The organism is Stenotrophomonas sp. STEN031 (genome assembly GCF_056759975.1).
This window is the reverse complement of sequence record NZ_JBRREA010000026.1, coordinates 25,633-44,079: the sequence shown is the minus strand read 5'-3', so window position 1 is coordinate 44,079 and position 18,447 is coordinate 25,633. Positions and strand designations below refer to the sequence as shown.

At 64.5% G+C, this 18,447-nt stretch carries 16 protein-coding genes; 1 reads left to right on the top strand and 15 read right to left on the bottom strand.

Going from position 1 to position 18,447, the window contains the following annotated elements; all coding sequences use genetic code 11:
- Positions 1-287: 287 nt before the first annotated feature.
- From bamA to ACVOLQ_RS12905, 15 genes are all read right to left on the bottom strand, one after another.
- Entirely contained in the window at positions 288-2,771 is a 2,484-nt protein-coding gene (gene bamA, locus ACVOLQ_RS12975) for an outer membrane protein assembly factor BamA (RefSeq protein WP_313169334.1), read from the bottom strand.
- Positions 2,772-2,842: 71 nt separating this feature from the next.
- Positions 2,843-4,201: an RIP metalloprotease RseP gene (rseP, locus tag ACVOLQ_RS12970; RefSeq protein ID WP_481528287.1), complete on the bottom strand. Its 1,359-nt coding sequence runs from the start codon at positions 4,199-4,201 to the stop codon at positions 2,843-2,845.
- A gap of 26 nt (positions 4,202-4,227) precedes the next feature.
- On the bottom strand, positions 4,228-5,421 hold the full coding sequence (locus ACVOLQ_RS12965; protein ID WP_481528286.1) for a 1-deoxy-D-xylulose-5-phosphate reductoisomerase: 1,194 nt from the start codon (positions 5,419-5,421) through the stop codon (positions 4,228-4,230).
- Between the two features lie 2 nt (positions 5,422-5,423).
- Entirely contained in the window at positions 5,424-6,245 is an 822-nt protein-coding gene (locus ACVOLQ_RS12960) for a phosphatidate cytidylyltransferase (protein WP_313494725.1), read from the bottom strand.
- Complete coding sequence (gene uppS / locus ACVOLQ_RS12955) at positions 6,242-7,015, bottom strand: polyprenyl diphosphate synthase (RefSeq protein ID WP_481528285.1); 774 nt, start codon at positions 7,013-7,015, stop codon at positions 6,242-6,244. Before uppS ends, ACVOLQ_RS12960 begins: the two co-directional genes overlap by 4 nt.
- A gap of 3 nt (positions 7,016-7,018) precedes the next feature.
- Positions 7,019-7,576 carry a ribosome recycling factor gene (gene frr, locus ACVOLQ_RS12950; RefSeq protein ID WP_481528284.1) on the bottom strand — a complete coding sequence of 186 codons (558 nt, stop codon included), beginning with the start codon at positions 7,574-7,576 and terminating at the stop codon, positions 7,019-7,021.
- A 75-nt stretch (positions 7,577-7,651) separates the two neighbouring features.
- Positions 7,652-8,380 (bottom strand): UMP kinase, encoded by a 729-nt coding sequence (pyrH, locus tag ACVOLQ_RS12945; protein WP_481528283.1) that lies wholly within the window; start codon positions 8,378-8,380, stop codon positions 7,652-7,654.
- 110 nt (positions 8,381-8,490) lie between these two features.
- On the bottom strand, positions 8,491-9,996 hold the full coding sequence (locus tag ACVOLQ_RS12940; protein WP_313169346.1) for an HDOD domain-containing protein: 1,506 nt from the start codon (positions 9,994-9,996) through the stop codon (positions 8,491-8,493).
- 160 nt (positions 9,997-10,156) lie between these two features.
- Entirely contained in the window at positions 10,157-11,035 is an 879-nt protein-coding gene (tsf, locus tag ACVOLQ_RS12935) for a translation elongation factor Ts (protein WP_313169348.1), read from the bottom strand.
- A gap of 131 nt (positions 11,036-11,166) precedes the next feature.
- Positions 11,167-11,973, bottom strand: coding sequence for a 30S ribosomal protein S2 (gene rpsB / locus ACVOLQ_RS12930; protein ID WP_313169349.1), 807 nt, complete (start codon positions 11,971-11,973; stop codon positions 11,167-11,169).
- Positions 11,974-12,259: 286 nt separating this feature from the next.
- The gene (locus tag ACVOLQ_RS12925) at positions 12,260-13,267 is read right to left on the bottom strand and encodes a Csu type fimbrial protein (RefSeq protein ID WP_481528282.1); all 1,008 of its coding nucleotides are present in this window, start codon (positions 13,265-13,267) and stop codon (positions 12,260-12,262) included.
- On the bottom strand, positions 13,255-15,546 hold the full coding sequence (locus ACVOLQ_RS12920; RefSeq protein WP_481528281.1) for a fimbria/pilus outer membrane usher protein: 2,292 nt from the start codon (positions 15,544-15,546) through the stop codon (positions 13,255-13,257). Before ACVOLQ_RS12920 ends, ACVOLQ_RS12925 begins: the two co-directional genes overlap by 13 nt.
- Positions 15,547-15,601: 55 nt before the next feature.
- Positions 15,602-16,393: a fimbrial biogenesis chaperone gene (locus tag ACVOLQ_RS12915; protein ID WP_481528280.1), complete on the bottom strand. Its 792-nt coding sequence runs from the start codon at positions 16,391-16,393 to the stop codon at positions 15,602-15,604.
- Positions 16,394-16,404: 11 nt separating this feature from the next.
- Positions 16,405-16,917: a Csu type fimbrial protein gene (locus ACVOLQ_RS12910; protein WP_481528279.1), complete on the bottom strand. Its 513-nt coding sequence runs from the start codon at positions 16,915-16,917 to the stop codon at positions 16,405-16,407.
- A gap of 290 nt (positions 16,918-17,207) precedes the next feature.
- Positions 17,208-17,549 carry a Csu type fimbrial protein gene (locus tag ACVOLQ_RS12905; RefSeq protein WP_481528301.1) on the bottom strand — a complete coding sequence of 114 codons (342 nt, stop codon included), beginning with the start codon at positions 17,547-17,549 and terminating at the stop codon, positions 17,208-17,210.
- A gap of 105 nt (positions 17,550-17,654) precedes the next feature.
- On the opposite strand from ACVOLQ_RS12905, the gene map reads away from it, so the two are divergent.
- Positions 17,655-18,431, top strand: coding sequence for a type I methionyl aminopeptidase (gene map / locus ACVOLQ_RS12900; protein WP_313169361.1), 777 nt, complete (start codon positions 17,655-17,657; stop codon positions 18,429-18,431).
- Positions 18,432-18,447 lie beyond the last annotated feature (16 nt).

Below are 18,447 nucleotides of genomic sequence, written 5' to 3'. Positions count from 1 at the left end.
CAGCGGGGTGGGCGGGTTGGCCGGAAGTGGGGGCCAATGGGGCAGTATGGCTTTGATGGAATGTCCCGCTGCGCCGAGCGCAGCCACATGTCCCATAAAAGCAAACCCCGGGGCGGTGTTGCTTCCCGGGGCAGATTGAGGCGGTAGTTCTGGTGGAAAGCCCCCTTTGGTAAAGGGGGCGCGCCGACAGGCGCGGGGAATCGGTAGACCGAAGCGCGCCCGAAGGTTATGCCTGCGGCATAACCTTCGGTCCCCGGGGCTTCACCCCGGGGCAGCGGGTCAGTTCGTCAGAACTGACCACCAAAGGTGAACTGCAGACGCTCGATCTCGTCACCATCTTCCTTCTTCAACGGGAAGGCATAGCTGATCGAGATCGGGCCGACCGGGGCGCGCCACAACAGGGCCACGCCAGCCGAAGCGCGCAGCTCGTTGGCCTTGAAGTTGCTGGTGCCGTTGTAGACGTTGCCGAAGTCGAAGAACGCCGAGACGCGCGCCGACGGGCTGTCGAACAGCTTCGGGAAGTAGGCTTCGATGGAGCCAACCGTCTTCACCGAACCACCCAGCGGCTGGCCGTTGTAATAGCCACCGATGATTTCCGAACGCGGACCCAGGGTGTTGTCCTCGAAGCCACGTACCGAGTTGGTGCCGCCGGCGTAGAAGTTCTCGAAGAACGGCAGGCCGCTCGCCTTGACCTGACGGTGGTTGGCGGTCGGGTTGCTGCCGCAGTCCACCACCTGGGTGGTAGCGGGGGTGCCGGGGGTGCCGGGTACTGCAGGCGTGGTGCCGGTTGCCGGCGTGCCGGGGGTGCCCGGAGTGCCGGGGATATCGTTCCAGCAGATATCGCGGACCTTGTCCTTGCCGTAGGAGTCGCCGTAGCCCAGTTCCAGGCGGGTATTGATAACCAGTGACGGAATGATCGGCCAGTACTTGGAGAACTGGTAGCTGAGCTTGTAATACTCGACCGTTGAACCCGGCAACGTGGTCTCCAGGCCCAGGCGCTGGTAGGTACCGCGGGTCGGCATGAAGTAGTCGTTGCGGGTGTCGCGGGCCCAGCCCAGCTCCGAGCGCCAGGAATGGAAGGTGCGCGTGCCGACCGCATCGATGTAATCGATGATCGCCTTCGGGGTGTAACCCTGATAGGTGGTGATCTGGTTGCTGTCGATGCCGAACATCAGCGAGAACGCATCGTTCTCGGTGATCGGAATGCCGAACACCACCTGCGCCGAGCCGTTGGTGCTGTTGTACTGGGCGGTGTTGAAGTCGGAGTAATCGAGCTCGCGCCAGGACAGGTTGTAGCCCAGCGAGACGCCGTCATCGGTGAAGTAGGGGTTGGTGTAGCTGAAGCCATAGCGCTGCAGGTAGCTGCTGCGCGAGGCTTCCACCGACACGCGGTTACCGCCGCCGAGGAAGTTGTTCTGCGACAGCTGGACCGAGGTGGTCATGCCGTAGGACTGCGAATAGCCCAGGCCGAACACGAAGCTGCCCGAAGTGGTTTCCTTGACGTTGTAGACCACGTCGACCTGGTCGTTGCTGCCGGTGACCGGCTGGGTCTCGACGTCGACCGACTCGAAATAGCCCAGGCGCTGCAGGCGGATCTTGGAACGGTCGATCGCAGCCTGCGAATACCAGCTGTTCTCGAACTGGCGCATTTCACGGCGCAAGACCTCGTCGCTGGTACGCGAGTTGCCCTTGAAGACGATGCGGCGCACGGCCACGCGCGGGCCCGGCACGACCTGCATGTTCACCGCCACGGTACGGTCGGCGCGGTTGCTGGTCGGGATCGGGTTGACCTTGGCGAAGGCATAGCCAACGTTGGACAGGCTGTTGGTGATGCCGTCGGCACTGAACTCCAGCAGGGCGCGCGAGAACGTATCGCCCGACTTCTGGATGACCATCTTCTCCACGTCTTCCTGCGGCAGGATGGTGTCGCCGGTGACCTTGATCTCGGAAATCTTGTACTGCTCACCCTCGGTCACGCCGGCGGTGATGAACATGTCACGCTTGTCCGGGCTGATCGAGACCTGGGTCGAGTCGATGCTGAAATCGACGTAGCCACGGTCCAGGTACCAGGAGTTGAGCTTTTCCAGGTCGCCGGACAGCTTTTCCTTGGAGTACTGGTCATCGCGGCGGTACCAGGAAGCCCAGTTGTGCTCCTTGGACTCCCAGATATCCAGGATGTCTTCGGCCGGGAACTTCTCGGTGCCGATCAGGTTGACGTGGCGGATCTTGGCCGCCTTGCCTTCCTTGACGGCGATGGCAACGTCGACGCGGTTGCGGTCCAGCGGGCTCACCGTCGGGGTGATTTCCACGTTGTACTTGCCGCGGTCGTTGTACTGGCGGCGTAGCTCCTGGGTCACGCGGTCCAGGCTCAGGCGGTCAAAGGTGCCGCCTTCGCTCAGGCCGATGTCGCTCAGGCCCTTGAGCAGCTGCTCGCTCTTGATGTCCTTGTTGCCGGTGACGGTCAACTTGTTGATCGCCGGGCGCTCCTTGACGGTGACGACCAGGATGTCGCCCTGGCGGTCCAGCTGCACGTCTTCGAAGAAGCCGGTCTTGTACAGGGCGCGGATGGTGTCGCCGACCTTGGCGTCGTCGACCGTGTCGCCGCGTTCCACCGGCAGGTAGGTGAACACGGTGCCGGAGGAAATGCGCTGCAGGCCGTCCACGCGGATATCGCTGGCGGTAAAGGGCTCGGCTGCCTGTGCAAGCGCAGGCAGGGCCAGACCGGCAGCAAGTGCGAGGGCCAGCAGGCGGCGATTGGGAAGTCGCGTCATATCACGTCCGGTTGGAGTCGATTTCGATAATGCGTGGGTGCCGGCGTAAGACGACGACAACGGGAAAAAGTTCATCGCGGAACCAGGCTCAGGATGTCGTTGTAGAACGCCAGTCCCATCAGCCCGGCCAACAGCGCCAGACCGATGTATTGGCCGGCAGCCATGGCACGCTCGCTAAGCGGGCTGCCCTTGACCAACTCGATAAGGTAATACAGCAGGTGCCCGCCGTCCAAGACGGGGATGGGCAGCAGGTTGATGATGCACAGGCTCAGGGACAGCAGGGCCAGGAAATACAGGAACCAATCCACCCCGCGTTCAGCCGAGGCATTGGCCACGCGGGCGATGGTGATCGGGCCGGAAACGTTCTTGAGCGAGGCGGTGCCGGTGAGCATGCGGCGCATCATGCCCAGCGAATCCGCCGCCAATTTGCCGGTTTCGCGCACGGCAGCGGGGAGGGCCGCCAACACGCCATACTGCTGGCGGGCGTCGTATGCAGGCGTCTGGTTGGTGGCGAAGCCCACGCCTATCATCCAGCGAGGCTTGCCATCTGGGCCTTGTCCGGCCTGCGGGGTGAGCTCCAACGCCAGGCGCTCGCCATTGCGCTCTACCTCGACCATGCCGGGGCCGCCACGCTGGCCAAGCTGTTGGATCAGCGGTGTGACCTGGTCGGCGCTGTCCACGCGCTGGCCGTCAACGGCCAGGATCAGGTCGCCTGGCTGCAGCAGGTCGGCGGCCGCCGAATCGGCCGAAACCGTGTCAACCCGCGCCGGTTGCAGCCAGAACTGCCAGATGAAACCGGCCTGCATCGGGACCTGGCGTTCGTCAAAACCGGCCGGCAGCTGCGACAGCGGCAGCACCCGTGTGCGCTCGTTTTCGAGGTTGTCGCGGACGCGGACATGCGCATCCTGGCGATCCATGGCGGCGGTGGTGATGGCCATGCTGGCCTCGGCCCAGGTGGCGACGCTGCGGTCTTCCACGGCCAGGATGCGGTCGCCGGCGACAAAGCCGGCCTGTGCGGCCATGCCGGTGGTGCGGCCGATGGTGGCCGAGTAATCCTGGCGGCCGATCACGAACATCGCCCATAGCAGGGCGATGCACAGGATCAGGTTGGCCGCCGGGCCGGCGGCGACAATGGCGATGCGCTGCCAGACGCTCTTGTTGTTGAAGGCGACGGCGCGTTCACCGGCCGGGACCTCGACCTCGCGCTCGTCGAGCATCTTGACGTAGCCACCCAACGGGATGGCAGCGATGGCGAACTCGGTACCGTTGCGGTTGCGGCGGCTCCACAGTGGCTTGCCGAAGCCCACCGAAAAGCGCAGCACCTTTACCCCGCAACGGCGGGCGACCCAGTAGTGGCCGAATTCATGGAACGTCACCAGCACACCGAGGCTGACGATCATCCACCATACGGACCCCAGGAAGTCAGCCATGGGTGCAGCTCGGTTGTAAGGTGGGATCAGACATTCGGCAGGCGGGCGATGGCGGTTTCGGTGATGTGACGGGCTTGGGCATCAGCCGCCAACAGGGCGTCCAGTGTATCGGCCGCCACGTAGGGCAGGGTAGACAGGGTGTGCTCCACCAGTACCGGGATCGACAGGAAGCCTATGCGCCCCTGAAGAAACGCTGAAACCGCCACTTCGTTGGCGGCGTTCAGGATCGCTGGGGCGCTGCCGCCGGCCTCCATCGCCTGCCAGGCCAGGCGCAGGCAGGGGAAGGCGTCGGTGTCCGGTGCCTCGAAATCCAACCGGCCCTGGGTCAGCAGGTCCAGTCCAGCAACACCGGACTCGATCCGCTGCGGCCAGCCGAGGCCGACCGCCAGGGTGGTGCGCATGTCGGGCAGACCAAGCTGGGCCAGGGTCGAGCCGTCGATGAACTCGACCAGCGAGTGCACCAGGCTCTGCGGATGGACCAGCACGTCGATACGCGAGCCCGGCACGTTGAACAGGTGGTGGGCCTCGATGACTTCCAGGCCTTTGTTCATCAACGTCGCCGAATCGACCGAGATCTTCGGGCCCATCGACCACTTCGGGTGTGCCACCGCCTGCGCCACCGTCACTGCTTCCAGTTCGGCGCGGCTGCGGCCACGGAACGGGCCGCCGGAAGCGGTCAGGATGATACGGCGTACCCCGGCCTCCAGCCGCGCATCACGTGAGCGCAGGCACTGGAAGATGGCGTTGTGTTCGCTGTCGATCGGAATGATCTCGGCGCCGGCGTTGGCCGCCTCGCGGGTCAGCAGCTCGCCGGCCAGGACCAGTGATTCCTTGTTGGCCAGCAGCAGGCGCTTGCCGGTGCGGGCAGCGGCAAGCGTCGAGGACAGGCCGGCGGCACCCACAATGGCTGCCACGACGGTGTCGCAGCAGTCGCTGGCGGCCAGTGTGTCGATGGCCGGATGACCGGCGTGCGGCTCGGTTGCCAGGCCGGCTTCTTTCAGGCCATCACGCAGACGAGCGAACAGGGCCGGGTCGGCGATCGCGGCATGATCCGGGCGGTGCTGAAGGCACAGTGCGATCAACGCATCCACATTGCTGCCGGCTGCCAGCACGCTGGCACGCATCTGCTGTGGATGACGGGCGATCACATCCAGCGCCGAGGTGCCGATGGAGCCGGTGGCGCCAAGAATGGCGACCTGACGTAGAGAGGAGGTGGACATGCTCAGAAGCCGAAGATTTCCTTGCCCAGCGCAAATACCGGCAGAGCGGCCAAAACGCCGTCGATGCGGTCCAGCACGCCGCCGTGACCGGGGATGATGTGCCCCGAGTCCTTGGCGCCGGCATGGCGTTTGAGCAGGCTTTCAAACAGATCGCCGAGCACCGAGGCCAGTACCGCGACCGTGGTGACCAGCATCAACCAGCCGAACTGCGAGATCTGTACGCCGGCGAACCAGCCGAACACGCCCGCGGTGACCAGGCCGGCGACCAGGCCGCCCAGCAGGCCCTCGATGGTCTTGTTGGGACTGATGCGCGGGGCCAGTTTGTGCTTGCCGAAGGTGCGGCCCGCGAAGTAGGCGCCAGAGTCGGCTGCCCACACCAGGGTCAGTGCGGTCAGCAGCCAGAGGTTGCCGTTTGGTGCGCTGGCATGGATCAGGACCAATGCGGCCCAGGCGGGAATGATCGCCAGGGTGCTGGCGGCCAGCTTCAGCATGCGCGCGCTGCTTTCCTCGTGTGCGCCGAAGTCGAAGAAGCGCAGCCACAGCAGGGCCAGCAGCCAGAAACCGACACCCACCAGCGTGGCCAGTTGGAACAGGACCATGCTGCCGGCCGATGCCCACACCAGCAGCACCATCAGCAGCAGGTTCAGTACCACCAGTACGGTGCGCGGAAGCCCGTCGACGCCGGTGAGCTTGAGCCATTCCCACAGGCCGATCAGGAAGACCAGTGCGGCCGCGGCGGCCAGCCATTGGGTTGGCAGGAACAGGATCGCGCAGATCGCCACGGGGGCCATGATCAGCGCTGCAATCACACGGGTTTTGGTCATGAATGTGCGCTCTTTGCCGTATTGGCGGCAATCTGGGCGCTGGTCAGACCAAAGCGGCGCTCGCGCCCTGCGTAGTCATCCAGTGCCCGTTGAAGGACGGCCGCATCGACATCCGGCCACAGCACGTCAGTGAACCACAACTCGCTATAAGCCAGCTGCCAGAGCAGGAAGTTGCTGATGCGGGTGTCGCCACCGGTCCGGATGAACAGGTCCGGTGGGGGCATGTCAGCCAGCGCGACGTGCTGGCCCAGGGCCTGTTCGTCGATCTGCTCGGGGCGCAGGGTACCGGCGGCGACCTGCTCGGCCAGGGTGCGGGCGGCCAATGCGATGTCCTGGCGCCCGCCGTAGCTGGCGGCGATGCTCAGGGTCATCGCGGTATTGCCCAGGGTGCGCTGTTCGGCCTTGTCCATGCGCTGGACGATGCTGGCGGCAAAGCGGCTGCGGTCGCCGATGAAGCGCACGCGCACGCCGCGACGGTGGAGTTCATCCACCTCACGGTCCAGTGCGCCGAGGAACAGCTTCATCAGTGAATCGACTTCTTCCTGCGGACGGCCCCAGTTCTCGCTGGAGAACGCGAACAGGGTCAGTGCGCCGACGCCCCGTTCGAGGCAGAAGTCGATGCTGCGATTGACCGCGCGCGCGCCAGCACGGTGGCCGATCATGCGTGGCCGCCGCCGTTGCTGCGCCCAACGCCCATTGCCATCCATGATGATGGCAATGTGACCCGGTACGGACGGGGCGGCTGTGTCGCTATGAGGGACGGAGGACACGCCTCAGACCGCCATCAGTTCCTGTTCTTTGAGCTTGACCACTTCGTCGACGTCCTTGATCGCCTTGTCGGTCAGCTTCTGGATGTCGTCCTGGCTGCGACGGTCATCATCCTCGGTGATCGCCTTGTCCTTGAGCAGCTTGGCGACTTCCTGGTTGGCATCACGACGGATGTTGCGGATGGCGATCTTGGTTTCCTCGCCTTCCTTGCTCACCGACTTGGCCAGCTCCTTGCGGCGCTCCTCGGTGAGCGGCGGCAGGTTCAGGCGGATCACGGTGCCCATGGTGGTGGGGGTGATGCCGATGTCGGAGGCGTAAATGGCCTTTTCCACTTCCTTGATCATGTTCTTGTCGAACAGGGTGATCACCAGCGAACGCCCTTCGGACACGCTGATGCTGGCCACCTGATTCAGGGGGGTGTCGGAGCCGTAGGCCTTGACCTTGATGCCGTCCAGCAGGGTCGGCGAGGCGCGACCGGTGCGGATGGTGGTGAGGGTATGGCGCAGAGCATCGATGCTCTTGGTCATGCGCGCCTGCGCATCTTGCTTGATATCGTTGATCATCGGCCGAATCCTGGATGTTTCTAGAACCGGCCGATTATAGGCGATTACCCCTGCCCACCGCGCCGGCAGCGTGGGTTAGTGCGCGTCGCGGCCGTGGACCAGGGTGCCAATGGGCTCGCCGTGCAGGATTTTCAGCAGTTCGCCGGGCTGGCTCATGTCGAAAACGCGCAGCGGCAGGTCGCTGTCACGGGCCAGTGCGAAGGCTGCGGTGTCCATGACTTCCAGGCCCTGGTTGATGACCTGGTCGTAGCTCAGGCTGTCATAGCGGACCGCGTCCGTATGTTTGTTCGGGTCCTTGTCATAGACGCCGTCGACCTTGGTGGCCTTGAGCAGCAGGTCGGCGCCGATCTCGATGGCGCGCAGTGCGGCACCCGAATCGGTTGTGAAGAAGGGGTTGCCGGTGCCGGCGGCGAAGATCACCAGGCGGCCCTTTTCCAGATGGCGGATGGCGCGGCGACGGATGTAGTCCTCGCACACGTCGTTGATCTTGATCGCGCTCATCACCCGGGCCTTGCCGCCGGCTTTTTCAAGCGCGTCCTGCATGGCGAGGGCGTTGATGACGGTGGCCAGCATGCCCATATGGTCGCCGGTGACACGGTCCATGCCGCCTGCGGCCAGGCCGGCGCCGCGGAAGATGTTGCCGCCGCCGACCACCAGCGCGATCTCGACGCCGGCATTCTGGGCCTCGATGACTTCATGGGCCAGGCGGTTGATTACCTTGGGGTCAATGCCGTAGTCCTCGTCTCCCATCAGCGCCTCCCCGGAAAGTTTCAACAGGATGCGGCGGTAGGCGAGCTTGGACATGGTGACCTCAGATGGCTGGAAAACGCGGGGGATTCTAACGGATGCCGCAGTTTCAGGTGACATCTATTGTTGCAGCGCAACGACAAAATGCCGGTCAATCGCAATCTGGTTCAGCAGGCGGTGGGGTGGGGATCCGGCGCGCGGGCGATGACCCGGTTGCGGCCCAGGTTCTTGGAGCGGTAGAGCACGTCGTCGGCCGCCTTGAGCAGGTCACGCATGTCGGTGAAACGCTCATAGGCGCCATGGGTGGCCACGCCGGCCGAGAAGGTCACGTGCAACGGCATGTCGGCGACGGTGACGATCGGGGTCCGGGTGATGGCACCCAGCACGCGGCGTATCACTTCCAGTGCGGTCTGCTCGTTGGTGCCCGGGAACAGCACCACGAATTCCTCGCCGCCAAAGCGGGCCACGGTGTCGCTACCACGCAGCTGCCCCTGCAACTGGCTGGCAAAGGCCTGCAGCACCTGGTCGCCGACCAGGTGGCCGTGCTGGTCATTGATCTTCTTGAAGTCATCCAGGTCGATGAATGCCACCGACAACGGCCGGTCGGCGCGGGCGGCGCGGTCGAATTCCTGGGCCAGCACCACTTCCAGCTGGCGGCGATTCAATAGCCCGGTCAAGGCGTCCAGGTGGGCTTGCTCGGTCAGCCGGCGTGCCTGTTGCTCGAAGTCGTCGGCGCGTCGCTTCGAGGCGCTGGCATCCTGCAGCTCGCGCAGGTTGCGCAATGCCATCAGCTCGCTGGCGTGATCCAGCAGGTAGGTGATGCGGGCCGGGGAGGGTACCGGGACGTCGAACAAGGCACTGATCTCGGGCAGCATCTGGCTGACCTGCTGCAGTACCTGCTCGAACTGGCTGCTGTCCATCTGCAGCTGCGCATGCACCAGGCGCAATGCATTGTCGCGGGCCTGGTCGGTGTCCTGGCTGAGCCAGATCTCGGCGATGCTTCCGGAGAGGGCGACGCAGCGTTCGAACAGGTCGCTTGGCTCGGCCGGGGCCTCGCTGTGGCGGACCGCTTCCACCAGGTAGTGCGGCAGGCCCCATTGCTCGCATAGTTCGGCGCCGACGTCGGCATGGCTGCAGTCGAGGATGGTGCGTTCGCGGACCAGCAGTTCGTCGTTGCTGTCGGCGCTGGCAAGCAGGTCCGGGTAGCTGTCACTGCGCAGTTGCAGCAGGGCGAGAATGCCGATGTCCTGCAACAACCCGGCCAGCATCAGCTCTTCCACGCGGCGCACATTGCGCGCCAGGCCCAGGTAGCGTGCGCCCAGTGCGCTGAGGATGCTGCGACGCCATACCGCATCCAGTTGGTTTGCATGGTTCTGGTCGTCGCGCAGGGCGCGCGACAGGCTGAATCCCAGGGCCAGTTGCAAGGTGGCGTTGAGACCGAGCATGGTCAATGCCTGGCCGAGATTCTCGATGCGGCGACGGCTGGCGTACAGCGGGGAATTGGCGATGCGCATCATGCGTGCGCTCAGGCCCATATCCAGTGCGATGACGTCAGCGGCGCTGGCGATGTCGGTTTCCGGGTCCTGCGCAAGCTCGATCAAACGGACAGCGATGGCCGGTGGCGAGGGCAGGTTGCGGCAGAGGGACAGGGCTGCAGTGAGCTCGGGAGACATGTCGAAGAAGCAGGCGGCAGTGGTCCAAGCATACAGGATGCCTAAAGCAAAGACGGGTTGTTGCGGTCTGGTGCCGCTGGTGCGGTGTCGAAGCCGCCTTGCGGCAAAGAAAAAGCCGCGGAAATCCGCGGCTTTTTCAGCTACAACAGGCAGCGGGTACTTAGACCTGCATCGCCTTGGCAACTTCGGCGGCGTAGTCTTCCACCACCTTCTCGATGCCTTCGCCGACAGCCAGGCGCTGGAAGCCGACGACGTCGCCGCCAGCGGCCTTGACGGCCTGCTCGACGGTCTTGTCGTTGTCCAGTACGTAGCTCTGGCCGTACAGGGTCACTTCGCTGATGATCTTGTTGATCTTGCCGCTGATGATCTTCTCCAGGATGTCAGCCGGCTTGGCCTTGTCCTTGTCGGTCATCTTGGCCAGCTCGATTTCCTTTTCCTTTGCAACGAAGTCGGCCGGAACGTCGGCAGCCTTGTTGTGCGGCGGGTTCATCGCGGCCACGTGCATGGCCAGGCCCGAAGCCAGTTCGGCGTTGCCGCCGGCCAGTTCGACCAGCACGCCGATCTTGCCGTTGCTGTGCACGTAGGTGCCGACGGTGTTGTTGCCGTCGATCTTGACCAGGCGACGGATCTGGATGTTTTCACCCAGCTTCTGGATCGCGGTGGCGCGGGTTTCTTCAACGGTTTCGCCGCTGGCCAGCTTGACGGCCTTCAGGGCTTCAACGTCGGCAGCGCCCGAAGCCAGGGCGGCAGCGGCGACGGCGTCGACGAACGCCTTGAAGTTGACGTCGTTGGCAACGAAGTCGGTTTCCGAGTTCACTTCGACCAGCACGGCCTTGCCGCCATTGCTGGCAACGCCCACGCGGCCTTCGGCGGTGACGCGGTCGGCCTTCTTGTCGGCCTTGGCAGCGCCGGACTTGCGCAGGGCTTCCGCCGCTGCGTCGATGTCGCCGTTGGTCTCGGACAGAGCCTTCTTGCACTCCATCATGCCGGCGCCGGTGCGCTCGCGCAGTTCCTTGACCAGGGAAGCAGTGATTTCCATGGAATTACCTCATCAATAGAAAGGGGTAGGCCGGCCATGATGGCCGGCCGTTGTTACGCAGCCCTGTCAGCGATCGGCGCCATCGGCGCCCGCGCAGGGAGCGGGTGCAGTGGCTGCACCCGCCAGGGGGATCAGGCCGAAGCCTCGTCACCCTTCTTGGCACCAGCCTTCTTGGCCGGAGCGCGACGGGCCGGCTTGGCCTCTTCGGCAGCGGCTTCGGCGAACTCTTCCTCGCGCACGCTGGCGGCGTTCGGAGCGGCAGCCTTGCCTTCCAGCACGGCGTCGGCAGCGGCGCGAGCGTACAGCTGCACGGCGCGGATGGCGTCGTCGTTGCCCGGGATGGCGTAATCGACCAGTTCCGGGTTGTAGTTGGTGTCAACCACGGCGATCACCGGGATGCCGAGCTTCTTGGCTTCCTTGATGGCGATGTCTTCGTGGCCGATGTCGATGACGAAGATGGCGTCCGGCAGGCGGTTCATTTCCTTGATGCCGCCCAGCGAGGCTTCCAGCTTGTCGCGCTCGCGGCGCAGGCCCAGCACTTCGTGCTTGACCAGCTTGTCGAAGGTGCCGTCGGTTTCACCGGCTTCCAGTTCCTTCAGGCGGGCAACCGACTTCTTCACGGTGGCGAAGTTGGTCAGGGTGCCGCCCAGCCAGCGCTGGTTCATGAACGGCATGCCGCAACGCTCGGCTTCTTCCTTGATGGCTTCGCGCGCGCTGCGCTTGGTGCCCAGGAACAGGATGGTGCCGCGCTTCTGGGCAACCGACGAGATGAAGTTCATCGCATCGTTGAACAGCGGGACGGTCTTTTCCAGGTTGATGATGTGGATCTTGCCGCGGGCGCCAAAGATGTACTGGCCCATCTTCGGGTTCCAGTAACGGGTCTGGTGGCCGAAGTGGACGCCGGCTTCCAACATCTGACGCATGGTGATCTGGGGCATTGCAAAACTCCTGATGGTGGAACTGACACCGTGCAAGGCCGGTTTGTTGTGGCCTGCAGCGATGCGCGACGCCTGATTGAGGGTGCGCAAACAGTTCCGGGGTTGGGCTTCCCTGTTGCCTCCGTGGCCGAACCCTGTTTGACAGGGCACCCCGGCACGGATGGGGGCGACAGGTGAGGATTCACCGGTGACGCCCGGTGTCAGCGTGTTCTGCCGGGACCAGGTCCAAGCAAAGCCCGTCGAGTATAGCGGCAGGCTGGACTGGCCGCAAATGCAGACGATCCGGTCAGTAGGTCAGGGTGACGGTGATGGTGTCGCTGTAGGGCCCGGCTGCCGCGTCCGGCTGGGCCAGCACCTGGCCGTAGACCGTCAGCGAGATGTCCTCATTATCGCCGGTATCGGCCGCGGCGTTGGGCAGGGTATCGCCCCAGGGGATCAGCAGCGCGGGGTCCCGGTACAGCCCATAGGGCAGGTAATTGCCGTTGGAAGCCATCCGCCGCTGCCCGTTGAGCGCATTCAGCCCATTGCTGAGGGTGACCGACCAGTCGGTATCGATGGCGCAGCGCAACTGGATCGTCGAGCTGGCCTCGCGGCTGGTGTCCAGCCGGGTGACCGTGCCGAAATCGAGGTCGCTGGCCAGGTTGAGCACGCAGTTGGCGGTGGCGCGGGCCTGGACCGGGCCAAAGTTGAAACTGCTCTGGCCGGCGCTGCCAAATACGGGGGCTACCCCGTCACGGCAGTTTTCCGGGGAAGGCGCGCCTCCAAATGGGGCAGCAAAGGAATAGCGCAGCAGTCCCGGGCCGGGGAAGCCTTCATAGAGATAGGCCGCTGGCAGGTTCTGTCCTGGCGGGATACGGCCGTAGGCGGTGAGGTTGATCTGCGTCGTGCCGGTCAGGGGGATGGACAGGATGCTGTAAAGGATGGGGTGGCCGCTGGTAAGCGAGCCGATAAGTTGGTTGCGTGCGGCATTGGCATAGAGGTCGTAGTTCATCAATGCGTTGACGCCGTTGTCCAGGCGGCGCGGGGCAATGCCGGGCGGGATGCCCTCGTCGATGAAGGCGCATACCGTTACCTGCACCGGCACCCCGGGCAGGCCTTGGCAGCTGACGGTCAGCGTGGACGAGGCAGTGTTGTCGCCGGCGTTGGAGACCGTGCCGAAGTCCAGTGGCGTTGAACTCAGCACGCGGCAGGATTGCTGTGCACTGGCTGGCAGGGACGCCCAGAGCAGCAGCGCAAGCAGCAGCTTGCGCAGGATGCCTTTACCTTGCCGAAGGCCGGATCTCAGGGTTGGCATTGCGCAGGCTCCAGGGCGAGTGGGGCGGCGGGCGGCTTGCCCGGATCGGGCAGGGGAAGCCGGCATTCGCGGCCGTCCTGGCGGACCCGCAGGCGTGCTTCGGCCGGTGCGTTGTCCAGGTACAACTGGCCGTCATGGCCGATCACCGTGCGGGTGACGATGCGGCCCTGGCTTTCGATCTCGGCCTGGGTACCGGCGGGGAGCCAGCGTTTGTCCAGCCCAAGGATCTGTACGCTCAATGGCTTGCTGGGCTGCAGGCGAAATGTCGCGCGCACGCCGCTGCGCGCGGCCGGCACTACCTGTTGCTCGACGGCGTCGATCTGCATGTCTGCGGGCAGCGCAAGCGGGTCGATGCTGAGCAGGTTGCGTTGCCAAGCGTGCAATGGCGCTACCAGCAGTTCGCCGCGTGCATCGGTGCTGCCGACGCGTTGGTTCTGTAGGCGGATGGGTACGCCGGGCACGCCACTGGTTGAAACCAGGGCGAAGGCATCATCGGCGCGGCGCAGCCTGTGCAGTCCGCTGCCGAACCAGGCCAGGCTGCCGGCGCTGTTCGCATAGGCCAGGGTGCCGATGTCACTGACGTGGTCAAGGCCGAGGCTCCAGCGGCCTTGTTCGTCGAGATGGCTGATTTCCAGATGGGCGCTGGATTGCGCACCGGTGCCAGTGCTGGTCTGCGCACGCCAGCCCCAACCGTCGTTGTCCACTGCTGGGCTGTGGTTGGCTTCCAGCGTCATCCCATTGCCGTCATCAGCATGGCGTAGCGCGCTGCTGAGCTGGGTGTGGCGGTCAAGCGGCGCGGAAATGTACAGATAGACATTGTCCATGCCGCGCTCGCCCAGATCGTGATTGAACTGCAAGCTGATCCAGGCCTGCCCCGGCAGGCTCCGTGACCATCCGCCACCGGCCAGGCGGGTGTCTGGATTGCCGGGATAGTGCTGGCTGATGTAGTTGAGGCTGAATTGACCGCTGTGCACATTGCCGAAGCCGACAAAGAACCGATCCGTGCGCAGCGGCAGTGTTGCCTGGCGCAAATATGCCGGTGCATCAACAAAATGCTGGCTGCGGCGCTGGGTGCTGGCCGAAACGCTGAAGCCGGGTGCGTTCCATTGGTAGCCGAGGCTGCGCTGGCTGCCATGAAGTCCGGCCGCTTGGCTGCCGCTGAACGAGGCGTTGAGCATGCCGCCGCGGTGCCCCAGCAGGGCGACTGCGCCGAGGCCGCCCAGCTGCAGGTCCTGCGCAACCTCGGCATGGGCTTCCAGGGTCAGCCGCTCACCCAGGCCATGACGCAGGCTGGCGCTGGCCAGCGGCCGATGGTCATAGGCGAAGGAACGTATGCCGTAATCGCGGCGCAGAACGCCGATATCCAGTGACCAATCCGACAAGCCTGGCTGCAGCAGCTCGGGCGCTCCGTAGAGCGGAAATTCCAGCGCGCTGCTGTGTCCGTTGATGTCGGTCACCCGCAGCTGCGCCTGCCCAATGCCATTGAGTGCGGGCATTGCATCGAGTTGAAAACGTCCGGGCGCCACGCGCTGGCTGGCCTGGCGCACGCCGTTGATGTACAGGTCGACGGTGGAAGGCAGCACCGCCTCGCCTGCGAACGACGATAAGGGGGTGGTGACCCGGTAGGGTTGCAGGCTGAAATCGCGTGCGATATGCAGCCCAGCGAAGCGCGCGCTGCGCGACCAGCTGAGCGCTCCGCTGAGCTGGTCACCCAGGCTCAGGCTCAGCATCCGATCCGGAAGATCCAGCTGCCAGCGGCTGTCGAGGCGGGTGCTGGTGGCATGCTGACCGGTGCGGTCGCTGGCCAGGCGGGTGTTCTGACTGCTGCTCCAGGTGCCGGACCCCAGTCCGAACAGGCGCAGCTCCAGGAAGCCGTCGATATCGCGGTCGCCCTGCAGTTGTTGGGCATGCAGGTCGTAGTTCAACAGCAGGCCGGGGCTGGTATCGCTCACCGCTGCGGCACTGCGCTCAGGGCCTGCGCGCAGATAGGTGGTTGGCCGGTCCAGCATCTGCACCGGCACCTCCAGGTCCAGGCGTTGGTTGCGGGCGTCATAGTCAACGCGCACGCCGCTCAGCTGCTCCAGCGCGATCTCGGGGGACTTGGCGGCAATTCCAGCGGGGAGCCTGAGGCCAAGTTCGCGCAAGGTCTGGGCACTGGCGGACAGGGTTTGCCCACGCAGGCTGAAACGGGCCAACGAGGCAGCGGGGTCCTGGTTGATATGGACTTCCAGATGCAGCTCCTGGGCTTGGAACGTGGCATCGCCGCCTGCTTCGGACAAACTGAGTGGGTACGCCGGCGTTGACGGTGAAATACCTGCGGCAAGCAGGGCCGCATTAGTGAGTAGCAGAGGGCAGAATCTGCGCGACGGGGGCATCGTTCAGCCTGGCCTGCAGGTGGCCTGTTACAGGGAGTCGCGTGGCCAATGGCAGTTTCCACTGCATGCGCTGGCCGGCCAGCACGTAGCCGAGCAGGCCGCGTTGCAAAGGGGTGATGGTTCCCTTGTCCGCGACCCAGCCGAGCTCACTCAGGCGTACGCGCTGGTTGCCGGTGTTGCGCACGTCCAGGATCAGCGCGTTTGCCAATACCTGCCAGCTGGCCTGCAAGGCGCTTGTGTCCACTGGCGCTTTGACGATCTGTTCGCGTGGTTGCGCGCCGTCGGGCAACACAAACACCGGTATCGAATAGCGCAGCAGGAACTGCAGGCCTGCAGGCTGCGGTCCGTCGATTTGCGGCAACTCATCCACCCATACCCGGTAGGCCTGCTCGTGCTGGAGGGGCGCCGTCGCCATGGGCATCGGTCGTACGATGCGGACGAGCTGCCGCTGGCCGGGCGGGATCTGGATGATGGCCGGGCTGGCGCGCAGCGCCTGCGAGGGTTCCAGTTGGTCGCTTGCCGTGGTTTGAGACCATTGCTGGACCCGGATCTGTGCGTTTATCGGGTGGTCTGCATTGTTCTGCAGCCATAGTGCGTTCGCCTGCTGTTTTTCAGTGAATTCCAATACGATCGGCGCAACCTGCAGGTTGCCGGCGGGGCAGCCGAATGCACAGGCAAGCAGTGTGGCCAGCAGCAGCCTGTGGCGATGGTTGGCCTTGCTTCCCGGCCGGCGATCGCAGGAGGCGCGCATCGCTGCCGTGCTCAATAGGTGACCGTGGCGACGACGGTGTCGCTGTAGCTGCCGGCAGGGGCATCGGTGGAGGGCACGCGGCCATAGACGGGGATGCTCTGTACGCTGGCCGTGCCGACGCCGGCCAAGGTGTCGGTTCCGACGACCTCGCCCCAGAAATCCTGGCGGCCGGCATCGCGATACAGGCCATAGGCGATGAAGTTGTTGTTGCCATCGCTCATGCGCCGGTTGTCGGCCGCTGCGGTGGTGCTGGTGGCGTTGGCGCCGGGGTTCATGCCGATGGTGTAGGGCGTGCCGCTGCTGCAGGTCACTTCCAGGCTGCCCTGGGTGTCGGCCGGGGCGCCGGTGGCGCGGGCCAGGGTACCGAAGTCGAGGTCACTGGCAGCTGCGGCCTGGATGTCACAGGACTCGGTGATGACGATGCGGACCTGGAATTGCGCAGTCTGGGTGGCCGCCGCTGCAAGGCCGGTGACGGCAACAACGGCGAGACTGAGTGAAGCGACGAGGAGGTTGTGCGCGTGCATGTCGATACTCCCGTTTGTTGAGCCAATGCGTGAGGTGGTGAGGCATGGCATCGGCTGGCGGGCAAAGCTAAACACGCTGTTATGGGAATGACGCGGGTTTAAAGTGATTGATCGAGCTGAACAGGCGATATTGCTGGTTTCAGTCAAAACCTTCGGTGGACGAGCCCGGCTGGGCAGGTTGGGAAGAGTTTGCTGCCGCAGGCGGCCGTCTGGTGCAAACGCCCGGTACTCACCGTGATGCAGGTTGGCTCCTGCGACGGAGCAGGTACTGGCGGCCGCTTCGTCTTCAGTCAGTACGTCAATGTCACCGTGATGGTGTCTTGGTAGTTGCCGGGCGGGGGACTGGTCTGTGCGGGTACCTGGCCGTAGACCGTCAGGGTCTGCATGTCGCCGGTGCCGGTGCCGCTGACGGCGGTATTCTGGGTGTTGCCCCAGCGGCTGGAATGGCCGGGGTCGCTGTACAGCTCATAGCCGATGCGTTCGGCGCCCATGGCCATGAAGCGATTTGCCGCCTGCGCGTGCAGGCCCTCATCCAGGGTGACCTGCCTGGCGACATCCTGGGTGCACCGCAGTTGCAACATCGTTGTCTGCTCGCTTGGGAGGGATAGTCCGGCCGCCAGGCTGAAGTTCATCTGCGAAAGGGCGCTGATGCGCCAAGTGCGCTGGGGCAGGGGCGATTCCGGGTTCATTAATGTGAAATACTTAGCGAAATAACCCAAATGGGGGATAATCGACAGATGGCAATCCAACTGAAAACCCCCGAAGAAATCGAGAAGATGCGCATCGCCGGCCGTCTGGCGGCTGAGGTGCTCGACATCATCACCCCGCACGTCAAGCCCGGTGTCACCACCGAAGAGCTGGACCGCATCTGCAACGACCACATCATCAATGTGCAGGGCACCATCCCGGCCAATGTGGGCTACCGCGGGTTCCCCAAGACCGTGTGCACCTCGGTCAACAATGTCATCTGCCACGGCATTCCCAGTGAAGCCAAGGTGCTCAAGGATGGCGACATCATCAATATCGACGTGACCGTCATCAAGGATGGCTGGCACGGCGATACCAGCCGCATGTATTACGTCGGCACGCCCTCGGTGATGGCCAAGCGCCTGGTGGAAACCACCAAGGAAGCGATGTGGCGCGGCATCCGTGCAGTCAAGCCGGGCGCGACCCTGGGCGATGTGGGTCACGCGATCCAGGAATTCGCCGAAGCTGAGCGCTTCAGCGTGGTGCGCGAGTATTGCGGCCACGGCATCGGCAAGGTCTACCACGACGAACCGCAGGTGCTGCATTACGGGCGCCCGGGTCAAGGCCTGGTGCTGAAGGCGGGCATGACCTTCACCATCGAGCCGATGATCAACGAAGGCACCCGCTACACCAAGGTACTGCCGGATGGCTGGACCGTGGTGACCAAGGACCGCAAGCTGTCGGCGCAGTGGGAACACACCATTGTGGTGACCGAGGATGGCGTTGAGGTACTGACGTTGTCGCCGGCGGAATCCGCGCAGGCATGACCTCACTGCCGGCGGG